The organism is Mesorhizobium sp. BR115XR7A (assembly GCF_020165315.1).
Classification (GTDB): Bacteria; Pseudomonadota; Alphaproteobacteria; order Rhizobiales; family Rhizobiaceae; genus Mesorhizobium; species Mesorhizobium australicum.
In genome coordinates this window covers 231,000-243,193 of sequence record NZ_JAIUHW010000001.1, presented here as the reverse complement: position 1 = coordinate 243,193, position 12,194 = coordinate 231,000, and the positions used below count along the sequence as shown (strand labels likewise).

Sequence of the window (12,194 nt, the reverse complement as noted above, 5' to 3'; positions counted from 1 at the left end):
CTCGCCCGCGGGCGATCCCGGGATGATCTTGCCATGACCAGCTTTTCCTCGCGCGTCGCCACCGCCGCCTCCGCGATCCGCCAGATCTTCCCGGAAACGCCGCTGCAGGAAAATGACTATCTGTCGAAGAAGACCGGCGCGCGGGTGCTGCTGAAGCGCGAGGATTTGAGCCCCGTGCGCTCCTACAAGATCCGTGGCGCCTTCAACTTCTTCCGCAAGGCGCTTGGCGAAGGCAACCAGGCCGAGCTGTTTGTCTGTGCGTCCGCCGGCAACCACGCGCAGGGCTTCGCCTTCGTCTGCCGCCATTTCGGCAAGAAGGGCGTGGTATTCATGCCGGTGACGACGCCGCAGCAGAAGATCGACAAGACCAGGCTGTTTGGCGGCGATTTCGTCGAGATCAGGCTGGTCGGCGATTTCTTTGACGACTGCTACCGCGCCGCCTTCGAATTCACCGAAAGATCCGGTGCCCACATGGTGCCGCCCTTCGATCACAAGGATATCATCGAGGGTCAGGCGACGGTCGCCTACGAGATCGCGGACCAGATGCCGGGCGGGCGCATGCCCGACATCGTCATGCTGCCGGTGGGTGGCGGCGGGCTCGCCGCCGGGGTGACGCACTATTTCGCCGATCAGGGCCGCGAGGCGCGTTTCGTCTTCTGCGAGCCGGCCGGCGCGCCGAGCCTGCGCGAGAGCCTCGCCGCGGGAAAACGGCTGAAGCTCGCCAAGGTCGACAACTTCGTCGACGGCGCGGCGGTCGCCGAGATCGGCCGCGAACCTTTGCGCTATCTCAAGGAGTTTGCCGCCGACAGCGTGCGGCTCATCCCGGAAAACCGGCTCTGCGCGACCATGATCGAGATGCTCAACATCGAAGGCGTGGTCCTGGAGCCCGCCGGCGCGCTGGCGATCGACGCGCTGAAGGATTTTTCCAGGAAGGAGATCAGGGGCAAGACCATCGTCGCCGTGGTGTCTGGGGGCAATTTCGATTTCGAGCGGCTGCCGGACGTCAAGGAAAGGGCGCTGCGCTTCGAGGGCCTGAAGAAATACTTCATCATCCGTTTTCCGCAGCGGCCGGGCGCGCTGCGCGACTTCCTCGACATGCTGGGTCCCGACGACGACATCGCCCGCTTCGAATATCTGAAGAAGTCGGCGCGCAATTTCGGCTCGGTGCTGATCGGCATCGAAACCAAGGATCGGCGCAATTTCGATCTCCTTGAGGCAAATTTCGAGGCCGAGGGCGTCCAGTATCAGGACATCACCGAAAACGAGACATTGGCCGGGTTCATCATATGAGCGGAAAGATCTTCATCGCCCTGTTTTCCGGCATCAATGTCGGCGGCAACCGCATCGTCAAGATGGCGGAGTTGCGGGCCTTCTTCGAGGATCTCGGCTTTTCCGATGTCGCCACCTATGTGCAGAGCGGCAATGTCGTGTTCCGGGCCGACAAGGGTGATGCGGCCGCGCTGACCAAACGGATCGAGGCGGCCTTCGAGACAAAATGGGGTTTCCATTCGCGCATCATGGTGCGCGATTTCAAATGGTTCGAAAGGCTGGTGCGCGAAAATCCATATCCGGAAGCGGCCGCCGACCACACAAAGCTCCACGCCTATGCGCTGGAGCGTGAGCCGACCGCCGACGAGGTGGCGCGGTTGGCGGAAAAGTGCACTGGTCCCGAGCGTTTCGAGGTCAAGGGCGACGTGCTCTACCTCAGCGCGCCGGACGGGCTCGGCAAATCGGTGTTCGCCAACCTCATTTCGCGCACGTTGAAAGTGCCGGGCACGGCACGCAATTGGCGTTCGGTGCTGGCGCTGCTGGAGATGGCGGGCAAGTCCGGCAGCGATTGATCCGTGCGTCTCGCCGGAAATGCGGGGCGGCGACACGCATGAACGAACTACGCCGCCTCGGCGCGTTTCCACTCGAAGGCCAGTTCTTCGCGGAACGCAAAGCGCTTGATGTGGTCGGCAACGACGCTTTCGAGGCGCTCGATCGAAGCGGGCTCGTCGGTCGATACCGTGATGTGCAGCGCTGCCCCGTCGGCGTTCATGACCGTACGGCCGAGTGAAAGGTCGATGATGCCGTGGTTGGGGTCGAATTCGACTGGAAACTTGTGCGCCCAATGCTTGCACAGCTGTTGCAGATAGCGGCTTGCATGGGCCGTGGCGACATTGGCATGGCTTGTCGGCATGAAGGTTCTCCGAAGCTCAATCTCATGACGAGGCGCCGCTCTTCCGGGCAGGCGCCATGGCTGCATAGATAGGCACAACTTCGCCAAACACCATCGAGTAGCCGCCGGCCACTCGAAAAGGTGATCGATTACCAGCTTCCGGTATTCGCCATCGATGCCCACGGCTCGGCCTTGGCCTTCGCTGGGCCTTTTTGCAGAAGCTCGATGGAGATGCCGTCAGGCGACTTGATGAAAGCCATGTTGCCGTCGCGCGGCGGCCGGTTGATGGTGACGCCATTGTCCATCAGATGCTGGCAAGTGGCGTAGATATCGTCAACCTCATAGGCGAGGTGACCGAAATTGCGCCCGCCCTTGTAGTCTTCCGGATCCCAATTGTAGGTGAGTTCGACCAGCGGCGCCTTCTCGTTGATGCCGCTCTGCTCGTCTTCCGAAGCGGCCAGGAAGATCAGCGTGAAGCGGCCCTGCTCGTTTTCATAGCGGCGAACTTCCTTCAGGCCGAGCTTGTTGCAGTAGAAATCGAGTGAGGCATCGACATCGGCGACGCGGACCATGGTGTGCAGATAGCGCATGTGTTTTCCTCGATCTGTTGGGTTGCGGCGCAACATAGGGTCGGCCCGGTCAAAGGGCAATCGTGAGGCGGCAAGCGGTGCCGGCAAAGAACAAATCCGGTATTCCCGCAATGAACCGTGAAAAAAGGCACGTCAGGTCTTGCACACACCGGAAGCCGCGGTGTTAATCTGGTGTCAAGAATCAGTTGCGGTGTTCTTGAATAAAGGGGGCATTCTTATGGGGGAAAAGGCCTCTTTGACGGGGCGGGCCAATACCCTTGGCGACGCTTTGTCTCACGACGAAGGCGGCGATGCCGACCTGGCCGAGATTGCCGGCGCCATCAAATGGTTCGATGTGGCCAAGGGCTATGGCTTTATCCTTCCCGATGACGGTGTTTCGGGCGATATCCTCCTCCATGTGACTTGCCTTCGACGGGACGGCTTCCAGACTGCCCTGGAAGGCGCGCGCGTGGTCTGCCTTGTCAAGCAGGGTGAGCGCGGGCTGCAGGCGTTCCGTGTGCTTTCCATGGATGTCACCACCGCCGTCCATCCCGCGGAAATGCAGGAACAGCGCACCCACGTCTCGGTGACTCCGGAGAGCGGGCTCGAACGCGCTTTGGTCAAATGGTTCAACCGCACCAAGGGGTTTGGTTTTCTGACGCGCGGCGAGGGCACCGAGGACATTTTCGTCCATATGGAAACCTTGCGGCGCTACGGCATCACCGAGCTTCGGCCAGGGCAGGTCGTGCTTGTCCGTTTCGGCCGCGGTGACAAAGGCCTTATGGCCGCCGAAATTCACCCCGATATGGGCACCTTGCCGGTCTCGCATTAGGGCGATCCGGCCGAGGATTTCATATGACACACAGGAACGGGCTGACGGCGGGCGTGATGTGCGCTGTGGCTGCCGTCATGGTCGCCGCCGCCGCATTCTTCTATTTCCAGGTACCCAGCGCGGCCGATGGCCGGGCCATGATCCTTCCCGTCGATCCCGCGCCGCTGGTTGTGGCGACGAAAAGCGGAGATCGCTCGTTTTCCATTGAAGTCGCCGACACCGACGCGGAGCGGGAGGCCGGGCTGATGTATCGCCAGGAGATGGCGGACGACCATGGCATGCTGTTCGTTTTTCCGATCCAGCAACAGGTCGGCTTCTGGATGAAGAACACGCCGATGCCGCTTGACCTGATCTTTATTGGTCAGGACGGCAAGATCCGGGCTGTCAAACAGGGCGTACCGCAGTCCGAGGCCGTCATTTCACCTGGCGTACCCGTGCGTTTCGTACTTGAACTCAAGGCCGGCACGGCCGCCAGGAACGGCATCGAATATGGCAATCTGTTGAGCCATCCGGCCATCGGCACGGTCTCCGGTCCGAGCTCGCCGCCGGCGGACAAGGGCGATGCGCCAAGTGGCGGCGGCTGAATGCCGATGGTGGTGTAGCCGATGCAGTTTTTCTCTCATGACGGGTTCGATCTAGCCTTCCTCGACCGCCAGCCGGCATCTGGCGAGGGCGATCCGGTGCTCATGATCCACGGCTTTGCATCGAGCCATTATGTCAACTGGGTGTCGCCCGGCTGGTTCAAGACGCTCAACGATGCCGGCTACCGCGCCATTGCCTTCGACAATCGCGGCCACGGCTCGTCATCCAAGAGCTATGAGGAGGCCGACTATACACCGGCGAAAATGGCTTCGGACGCGGCAGCCCTGCTCGGTCATCTCGGCATCGAGCGCGCCCATGTCATGGGTTATTCGATGGGCGCGCGCATCGCGGCCTTCCTGGCACTGTCCGACCCGGACAAGGTGGCGACGCTGGTTTTTGGTGGCCTCGGCATCGGCATGATCGATGGAGTAGGCGATTGGGATCCGATCGCGGCCGCCCTTCTGGCCGAGGATCCGGCCGCGACCACCCATCCGCGCGGTCGCTCTTTTCGCGCCTTCGCCGACCAGACCCGCAGCGACCGCCGGGCGCTTGCCGCCTGCATCGTCACCTCACGGGAACTGCTTGATGAGCAGGATATTGCCCGCATCGCCCAGCCGACGCTGATCGCGGTCGGTACCACCGACGACATTGGCGGATCGCCGGACGAGCTTGCGGCGCTGATGCCGAACGCCAGGGCCTTCCACATCGAGGGCAGGGACCATATGCTGGCCGTCGGGGACAAGACCTTCAAGCAGCGCGTGCTGGAGTTTTACGCCGAAAATCCGCTCTGAGGCTCCGGAGTTTGGGGACGAGCATCTCGGGTCGCGAAATGATCTAAATCAGGTCAAGGCCTGCAGCGACCGCGCCATGTTCCGCCTTGCCTGCGGCTCGAACCGCTGCCGGAACTCCTGCGTGTGAAAAATATGCGGGCGGGCAAGGAAGCTTTTCAGCACCGCGCCGCGGCCGGCACGCCACATCGGCTCTTCCACCCAGCCATATTCGTGGCGAACCGCGCGTTCATAGGCGTCGAATGCATCCGGCGCGGCACCCAGGATCGAAAGATCCATGTCGAGGAACAAGCTGGCGTCGCGCGTCGCCGCAACGTCGTCGAACAGCGGCAACTGGTGCGTGGCGGTGGCGAGTATCATTGCGCTGACGCGGCTCAGGCGCCCGGCATCGATGCGGCCGGCGAGCTTTTGCTCGGCAAGGGCGGCACTTTGCGCTTCGTTGTCCTTGGCCCTGCTGTCATACACGGCGTCATGGAACCAGATCGCCGCTTCGACGGCCTCGGGGTCGTCCAGAAGCGTTCGATGGTCATCGGCCAGCTCCAGCATCGCTTCGATATGGGTGAGGTTGTGATAGTGGCGATCGCCGGCCTTGTAGAGGACCGAAAGCTCGGTTTTCAGGGCATCGTCGATCAAGGGTTCGTTTTCCATGGCTGCTTGAATTCCCGCGAACCAAATCCATTTGACACAGCACTAAGGAAAATTGAGTTCAATCATGCTATGAACTGGCTTATATGTGTGGCCAGATGGCAGGCAGACTAGCAGGACGCAGGACGAGACGTCGATGAACAGCATCAGCATTTCCCGCCAAAGCGCGTTGCAGCCGGTCGATCCGATCTGGCGTTCGATCCGCGACGAAGCGATGGAAGCGGTCAACCGCGACCCCTTGCTGGCCGCGTTCCTCTATTCCACGATCCTTAACCAGGAGAGTCTGGAAGAGGCTGTCATCCATAGGATCGCGGAGCGGCTTGCTCATCAGGATATCGGCTCCGATCTCATCCGCCAAACCTTCAAGTCGATGCTCGCCGACGACAAGGACTGGCCGACCACGGTACGCGTCGACATCCAGGCTTATTATGACCGCGACCCGGCTTGCGACCGGTTCATCATGCCAGTGCTCTATTTCAAGGGCTTTCATGCCATCCAGACCCACCGGCTGGCGCACTGGCTGTGGAACCACGGCCGCAAGGATTTCGCGCTCTACCTGCAGAGCCGCTCGTCCGCGGTCTTCCAGACCGACATCAATCCGGCCGCGCGCATCGGCAAGGGCATCTTCATCGATCACGCCACCGGCCTCGTCGTCGGCGAGACCGCGGTTATCGAGGACGACGTGTCGATCCTGCATGGCGTGACGCTGGGCGGCACCGGCAAGGCCGGCGGCGACCGCCATCCCAAGATCCGCCACGGCGTGCTGATTGGCGCCGGCGCCAAGATTCTCGGTAACATCGAGATCGGCCATTGCTCCAAGATTGCCGCCGGATCGGTGGTGCTGTCGCCTGTGCCGCACAACAAGACGGTAGCCGGCGTACCGGCCCGCGTGGTTGGCGAGACCGGCTGCGACCAGCCTTCGCGCCAGATGGACCAGCTTCTGCCGTCGCAGAAGATGGACCATGTCATCAGTTTCGATATCTGATTTGCCGGCAGTTGCCCCGGATGAATGCCCGGCAGCGCTGCCGCTTCCGGTGCAATAAGGCCGGCTTGCCTTTACATCGCCATTGTCGACGTGCCAGAAGCGCCGTTCAAACGAGCAAGCCGATGATCGGAGAAGACTGTTGAAGCCGGACGAAATCAGAAAGCTGGACGCCTATTTCAAGCGCGTCTTCCAGAACCCCAAGCTTGAGGTCAAGGCACGGCCGCGCAAGGAAGATTCGGCCGAGGTCTATGTCGGTGACGAATTCCTCGGCATCGTCTTCAAGGACGAGGACGACGGCGACTACAATTTCTCGATGGCGATCCTGGACATCGACCTGGCCTGAGCCCGCAATGCCACGGCAGGCCGCATCGAGCGCGGCCGGTCTCTTCTGCCTGTCAATGTCCGGTCTTTAGGATTCGCCCCGCCTTGGCCGTGATTGCCGCGTCTAGCGTCTGCCAGTCGTCAAGGAATTCCCTTGGGAAGCGATAGGTAAGGCTGAGATCGTCCCCGACATGGATATCCCGCTCGCAGGGCGCCAGCGATTCGCCGGCGCTCGGCCCGCTGAGGCAGCGGGCCACGAAAGGGTCGGTGCCCGCGCGCTTGCCGACGACCAGCACCTCGTTCAGGTAGCCTGATTTCTCATTGAACCCGTAGACCGTCGTGCCGCCGGGGCCTGGTATGCCGGGCTGGATGATGAGCGCGCTGTAGATCGGCCCGAACCGGCCGCTCATGTCGCGCGACATCATCTGCTGCTCGAAGGACAGGAAAATGATGTTCCTGTTGGCTCCGGCGTGATTGAAATCATCGCGCGACGCCTCGCTGTAGCCGTCCATCTGGGGATAGCGCATATAAAGGTCGAGGCGCGTGGCGACGCCGTCGCGCCGGGCCTGCTCGAACCGGATGAAATTGGCCGGCACGGTGATGACGTTCTTGCCGATCACCACTTCGCGCACGGTCGCGTCGTCGGTGTAGCCGGCCATGGCAATGGAACGGCCGAACCATTTGCCGCCAAGGCTGATGGCTATCGACAGCAAGGCCAGAGCCGCGAACGCGTAGAATATCCGCTTCATCAGCATGGAATCGACCACGGTCAGTTTCGGGCCGTCGGCGATCGCTGCCTGCTTCATCTCGGTCCTCGTTCCACCGCCAAACGGCCATCCGTGTGTCCGCGGTCCAAGTGTCCCTTGACGGCACACTTCGCACGGCATGGCCCTTGCAGACTTCCTGAAACGACTGTGCGATTGCATGGTAAATGGAGGGTTAATGTGGCCCAGATGGAACTCTTGCTGTTCGCTTTTGTCGTCGGCTTGACGGTTTGCGGTCTGGCGGGCTCGACAATGGAGCTGGTATCGGGTCGCAAGGTCGCCTTCACCGAACCCTATGTGTCGCCCGCCCATGTGCTGCGCTCGCTGGCTGTGACCGCGGGCGCCGGGCCGTTCATGCTGGTCAACGATGCCCTTGACGCCAGGCGGGCGAACCGCATCTCGACAGTGGCGCTCCTGTCATGCGGCTGCACCGCTATTGCCTGGTCGTTGGCGCTGGGCATCGTCGTACTGGCCATTGCTTCCTGGGCCGTCGGTCTCCTAGGGTTTCCAGCCTGAGGCGATTCGGAGACCGACAATGCCGCTTTATGCGATCGATGGAACGGAGCCGAGCTTCGCCGACGCGGACTCGAACTGGATCGCGCCCGATGCGACGCTGATCGGCGACATCAGGATCGGCCGCAATGCCGGCTTCTGGTTCGGCGCCGTCATCAGGGGTGACAACGAGCCCATCGTCATCGGCGCCGACACCAATGTGCAGGAACATACCGTCATGCACACCGATCCCGGCTTTCCGGTGACCGTCGGCGAGGGCTGTACGATCGGCCATCGCGCCATGCTGCATGGCTGCACGATTGGTGACAACAGCCTGATCGGCATGGGCGCCATCGTGCTCAACGGCGCCAGGATCGGCAAGAATTCACTCGTCGGCGCCGGCGCGCTGGTCACCGAAGGCAAGGAATTTCCGGACAATTCGCTGATCGTCGGATCGCCGGCCAAGGCGATCCGGGTGCTGGACGACGCGGCGGTCGAGCGGCTGCGGGCCTCGGCCGCGCACTACGTCGCCAACGCCAGGCGCTTCAAGGTCGGGTTGAAGAAGGTCTGAGGTCTCGGCCGGCATGCCGTCGGCCATCGGCGCCTATCAATCCCGGTTGCCGGTTGCGCGCTCCGCAAGGGCTGTCCGCAGCAGCGACGCGCCCACCTCGAACCCTGCAATCTCTGCTTCTTCCAGCGCTGTCGTGCAGTGGTCGATGCGAGTCCTCAAAGAGGGATCCGCGCCGGCGGCAAGAAGCAGGCGGATCGCCTCGGCGTCTCGCATGGCCACGGCGTAATGGAGCGGCGTCCAGTCGTTGACACCTCGCATGTCTGCACCGGCGCCGTGATCGATGAGGATGCGGATTATGTCGAGCTTGTCCGCGCGTTCGGTGGACAGCGCCGCGATGATCGATGGAAATCCGGCGTGATCGTCGTAGTTCGGGCTCGACCCGGCGTCGAGCAGCGCCGCGACGAAGGCAAGCGGGCTCCAGTAAATCGCGTATTCGAGCGGATAGCCAAGGCCGAGCTCAAACGGCATGCGCTCGTCAAACCAGCGGGGCGAACGGCCCAGGACTGTGCCGAGGGCCTCGAAGTCGCCAGCCTTGAAGGCATCGTCGATCGCCCTGAACAGACGATGGCGTTCGCATCGATCTTCCGGAATTTCCTGCATCGGCTGCGGTCCAGAAGGCGGAGTTGCCGACTGATAATATCTCGATCTTCCGCCTGTGGAAATTTATACCACAATGTACTGATGTCTTCCCAGAAATGGCGGAGCCGGCCCGGGGACGGGGCCGGCTCCTTTGACCCGGTCGTTGGGGACGGGGAGGGTGGGGACTCGACCGGGTTTCTCGTTAAGCGCGTCGTGCAACGCGCCTGATCTCATTGGCGTCCTCAGCGGACGCTGGCGACCGCGTCGGAACGGCCGTCGTTGATCGTCACCCAAACGCCGGAATTCTCCGTCGATTGACGCTTGAGATAGGTGTAGTCGGTGTCCGTCCAGGACAGCACCTTGGTTTCAAGATTGTCGAGGATGAACTCGCCGAGGCTGGTGCGCACGGTCAGCACCGCGTGGCCGTCGCCATTCGGCTGGCGCGCAACCGTCATCAAGAGGTCACCGGCCGGCACGCCCGCATCCATCAACTCGCGGCGCTTTTCCAGCGCGTAGTCCTCGCAATCGCCATAGCCATTGTCCGGGTAGGCCCAGTATTCCTCGGCACCGTAGTTTTCCATGTCGGTGCGCGGCTTGATGCGGGTGTTGACCGAATTGTTGATGCTCACGATCGTCGCCCAGAGCTTGCGGCTCAGGTCGACAGGCGCCCCCTTGGCGGTCTTCTCGTTGCATTCGCCGGGGATGCGTTGGCAGAATTCATAGTGGCCAACAGGCTGCGTCGTGCGTCCGCCGGTATGCATATAGGCCGGTCCCGCGGCATATGCTGATCCCCAGGCGGAAAGCTGCATCGCCATTGCCATCAGCAACAGCTTGCCCCTCGTTTTTTTCATTGTTCAGTCTCCCCGTTCGAAGGAGACAGTGCCACATCTGGATTTATTCGACGCAAAGGTCCGAAGTAGATTTTAAGTAAAACGTCTATAGAATAAACATAAAATTTGAATCATTTTAGTATTGAATTGGTTGGATTGCTGCGCTGGGGTTTCGGCAAATTCGGCCTCCCGCGGACCATTTCCGACTATGGCGACCTGCCATCCAAGACCTATCAATCGCCGCACCCCGAAATCGAAAAAGCCGGCCGCGAGGCCGGCTTGACGGGCATGCTTTGCGGCCCGATCAGGCGCGCGGCGTGTTGAATTCGGAATCGAGCGTCTCGGGGCGCTGGATGACGGCGAATTCGATGGCGACGCCATCTTCGAAATGCCGGACGATCTGACCCCGCATCGTGCCGAGCATGACCTGGACGCCGATCGCCGGTTTCACGTCGATCTCGATCGCGGCGCCCGACAGCGACAGATCGATGATCCGGCACTGATACTGGCGGCCGTCGGTGAGCTGCAGCACGCTCGTCGGGTTGCGGGGCGAGACGCGCTCGTGGCGGCGGTCTTCCGGCAGGTCGAGTTCGTGCTTGTTGGCAAGCCATGTCAACTGCGCGGCGAGTTTGTCCTTCTTGCGGTCGGACGCGATCACCGTCATTGCGAAGCCATCCGGCAGCGTGCGTGTCAGCACACCCTCGATGCGGCCGATATGGTCGATATAGGCGATGACTTTCTCGCCGGGCATGCCAATGCGGTCGGTGCGAAGCGCCACGTTGCCGGGCGACATGTCCACCACCTGGCATGGGTGCTCGGTGCGGTCCTCCAGCATGAAACGTCCGTAGATTTTGACCCGGACGCGCTGAAAGTTACGCCTTTCAGCTTGGGACGGCGCGTAGTCGACCGCCGCTGACCTCATGACTGCCTACACCCCGTTTGGCATTCCCGCGCGTGGATGCGAGGAATTTCAGCAGAGAACTACAACAAATCGGGTTAACAAAGGGGAAAAACGAGCCTGCAAGACCATGCGATCGTCAACTATTCGTCCCGCCCGCCATCGAAAACGACGAGATGGCGGATGCGGCGGGCACGACCGAGCGCGGAGATCGTTTCGGGCGCCTCGATCTCGTCGGGAACGAGCGAGGGAACGTTGATCGCCGGACGGCTGTTCAGCAGTTCCTTCTCCGGGTCGATGACGCGGATGGAATCGATCAAGGCGTCGGTGATCGGATCCGCGCCCAGCCAGAACGGCTTCTCCACGGCGCTGATCACGCCGAGGCAGCGTGGATTTTCGATGCCGCCGTCGAGCGGCAAGGCGAGCAATTCGAACTTGTTGGAGCGGCCGTTGCGGCTGAAGCCCTCGAAAATGATCAGCACGACCGATTTCTGTTCGAAAACCCCGTGAATGAGCCGCGAAACCAGCCTCTGGTCCTTCTCCCGCCACAGCGACGGGAAGGAAAATCCCTTGAGTTCGCGGCCGTAGGAGGCACAGAGCCTGGTGCCGGCCAGGCGAAATACAGGTTGCCCACGCGTGTCCTTTTCGAGGATGAACGTATCGGCCAGCAGCGACTTGATATCGGCCGGCTCGACTTCCGATCGCTTCGGAGCGGGGCGTCCGTCACGCAGGCGGTTCCAATAGTGGAACAGCGTGATCGATCCGTTTTGGTTCATACTACAAAGCTCCGCGCATTCTGTCGTCTGATGTCCCATCGGTGAACAGAAGGGCGCCCTCCGATGACCTACATGCGTTGGGGAGCAGGAAGCGTGCCAGCGTCGTTAACACTTGTTCACGGGTCGGGGCCGTTAAGGTTAACAACTGGTTTACGTTGCGCCCTGGGCCGCCGCGTGGCACACCAAAACCACTCCAGAAGCGGTCGTTTCGCGACGATCGGCAGCACTTCAGTCAAGAGTTTTAGGGGAGCAGGGGCTCGACCGGCCGTTCAGGGGAAACCTTGGACGGCTTCTTTTTTGATTCGCCCCTTTTGATTCGGAGCGGGACGATTCGCCGTTTGCGGTTCCATCGGCGGTGATCTAGATGCTCGCCAGACCGAACCAGCCCAGTCGAACCAGCC

The 12,194-nt window shown here is 61.6% G+C and carries 17 protein-coding genes; 9 read left to right on the top strand and 8 right to left on the bottom strand.

Going from position 1 to position 12,194, the window contains the following annotated elements; genetic code table 11:
* Nucleotides 1-33 precede the first annotated feature (33 nt).
* On the top strand, nucleotides 34-1,290 hold the full coding sequence (ilvA, locus tag LB557_RS01325; RefSeq protein ID WP_140665554.1) for a threonine ammonia-lyase IlvA: 1,257 nt from the start codon (nucleotides 34-36) through the stop codon (nucleotides 1,288-1,290).
* Nucleotides 1,287-1,841: a DUF1697 domain-containing protein gene (locus LB557_RS01320; protein ID WP_224644290.1), complete on the top strand. Its 555-nt coding sequence runs from the start codon at nucleotides 1,287-1,289 to the stop codon at nucleotides 1,839-1,841. The genes ilvA and LB557_RS01320 overlap by 4 nt, the downstream gene beginning before the upstream one ends.
* A 47-nt stretch (nucleotides 1,842-1,888) precedes the next feature.
* On the opposite strand, the gene LB557_RS01315 is transcribed toward LB557_RS01320, so the two are convergent.
* Both LB557_RS01315 and gloA read right to left on the bottom strand, forming a co-directional pair.
* Nucleotides 1,889-2,182 (bottom strand): DUF2218 domain-containing protein, encoded by a 294-nt coding sequence (locus LB557_RS01315; protein ID WP_140787455.1) that lies wholly within the window; start codon nucleotides 2,180-2,182, stop codon nucleotides 1,889-1,891.
* A 128-nt stretch (nucleotides 2,183-2,310) separates the two neighbouring features.
* Nucleotides 2,311-2,751 (bottom strand): lactoylglutathione lyase, encoded by a 441-nt coding sequence (gloA, locus tag LB557_RS01310; RefSeq protein WP_015318065.1) that lies wholly within the window; start codon nucleotides 2,749-2,751, stop codon nucleotides 2,311-2,313.
* A 217-nt stretch (nucleotides 2,752-2,968) separates the two neighbouring features.
* Here gloA and LB557_RS01305 point away from each other — a divergent pair, with 217 nt between their 5' ends.
* Genes LB557_RS01305 through LB557_RS01295 form a run of 3 tightly spaced genes read left to right on the top strand, consistent with a single transcriptional unit; the run spans nucleotide 2,969 to nucleotide 4,935 of the window.
* Nucleotides 2,969-3,562: a cold-shock protein gene (locus tag LB557_RS01305; protein WP_015318064.1), complete on the top strand. Its 594-nt coding sequence runs from the start codon at nucleotides 2,969-2,971 to the stop codon at nucleotides 3,560-3,562.
* A 23-nt stretch (nucleotides 3,563-3,585) separates the two neighbouring features.
* Nucleotides 3,586-4,146, top strand: coding sequence for a DUF192 domain-containing protein (locus LB557_RS01300; RefSeq protein ID WP_140665546.1), 561 nt, complete (start codon nucleotides 3,586-3,588; stop codon nucleotides 4,144-4,146).
* 21 nt (nucleotides 4,147-4,167) lie between these two features.
* Nucleotides 4,168-4,935: an alpha/beta fold hydrolase gene (locus tag LB557_RS01295; protein WP_015318062.1), complete on the top strand. Its 768-nt coding sequence runs from the start codon at nucleotides 4,168-4,170 to the stop codon at nucleotides 4,933-4,935.
* 48 nt (nucleotides 4,936-4,983) lie between these two features.
* Here the strand turns inward: LB557_RS01295 and LB557_RS01290 are convergent, their stop codons facing one another.
* Entirely contained in the window at nucleotides 4,984-5,580 is a 597-nt protein-coding gene (locus LB557_RS01290) for a hypothetical protein (protein WP_224644289.1), read from the bottom strand.
* Nucleotides 5,581-5,713: 133 nt separating this feature from the next.
* Between LB557_RS01290 and cysE the strand changes: the two genes are divergently transcribed.
* The gene (gene cysE, locus LB557_RS01285; RefSeq protein WP_015318060.1) at nucleotides 5,714-6,562 is read left to right on the top strand and encodes a serine O-acetyltransferase; all 849 of its coding nucleotides are present in this window, start codon (nucleotides 5,714-5,716) and stop codon (nucleotides 6,560-6,562) included.
* A 139-nt stretch (nucleotides 6,563-6,701) separates the two neighbouring features.
* Complete coding sequence (locus LB557_RS01280; RefSeq protein ID WP_006200852.1) at nucleotides 6,702-6,905, top strand: DUF3126 family protein; 204 nt, start codon at nucleotides 6,702-6,704, stop codon at nucleotides 6,903-6,905.
* 52 nt (nucleotides 6,906-6,957) lie between these two features.
* Here the strand turns inward: LB557_RS01280 and LB557_RS01275 are convergent, their stop codons facing one another.
* Nucleotides 6,958-7,689, bottom strand: coding sequence for a hypothetical protein (locus tag LB557_RS01275; protein ID WP_224644288.1), 732 nt, complete (start codon nucleotides 7,687-7,689; stop codon nucleotides 6,958-6,960).
* 147 nt (nucleotides 7,690-7,836) lie between these two features.
* Here LB557_RS01275 and LB557_RS01270 point away from each other — a divergent pair, with 147 nt between their 5' ends.
* Both LB557_RS01270 and LB557_RS01265 read left to right on the top strand, forming a co-directional pair.
* On the top strand, nucleotides 7,837-8,163 hold the full coding sequence (locus tag LB557_RS01270; protein WP_263485710.1) for a DUF6949 family protein: 327 nt from the start codon (nucleotides 7,837-7,839) through the stop codon (nucleotides 8,161-8,163).
* Nucleotides 8,164-8,182: 19 nt separating this feature from the next.
* Nucleotides 8,183-8,710, top strand: a complete 528-nt coding sequence (locus LB557_RS01265) for a gamma carbonic anhydrase family protein (protein WP_224644287.1) — start codon at nucleotides 8,183-8,185, stop codon at nucleotides 8,708-8,710.
* 36 nt (nucleotides 8,711-8,746) lie between these two features.
* On the opposite strand, the gene LB557_RS01260 is transcribed toward LB557_RS01265, so the two are convergent.
* The 4 genes from LB557_RS01260 to LB557_RS01245 form a co-directional block, all read right to left on the bottom strand.
* On the bottom strand, nucleotides 8,747-9,310 hold the full coding sequence (locus LB557_RS01260) for an ankyrin repeat domain-containing protein (protein WP_224644286.1): 564 nt from the start codon (nucleotides 9,308-9,310) through the stop codon (nucleotides 8,747-8,749).
* 221 nt (nucleotides 9,311-9,531) lie between these two features.
* Complete coding sequence (locus tag LB557_RS01255) at nucleotides 9,532-10,140, bottom strand: transglutaminase-like cysteine peptidase (RefSeq protein WP_140720580.1); 609 nt, start codon at nucleotides 10,138-10,140, stop codon at nucleotides 9,532-9,534.
* 283 nt (nucleotides 10,141-10,423) lie between these two features.
* Complete coding sequence (locus LB557_RS01250; protein WP_015318053.1) at nucleotides 10,424-11,041, bottom strand: PilZ domain-containing protein; 618 nt, start codon at nucleotides 11,039-11,041, stop codon at nucleotides 10,424-10,426.
* Nucleotides 11,042-11,160: 119 nt separating this feature from the next.
* Entirely contained in the window at nucleotides 11,161-11,793 is a 633-nt protein-coding gene (locus LB557_RS01245) for a PAS domain-containing protein (protein WP_015318052.1), read from the bottom strand.
* Between the last annotated feature and the right edge of the window lie 401 nt (nucleotides 11,794-12,194).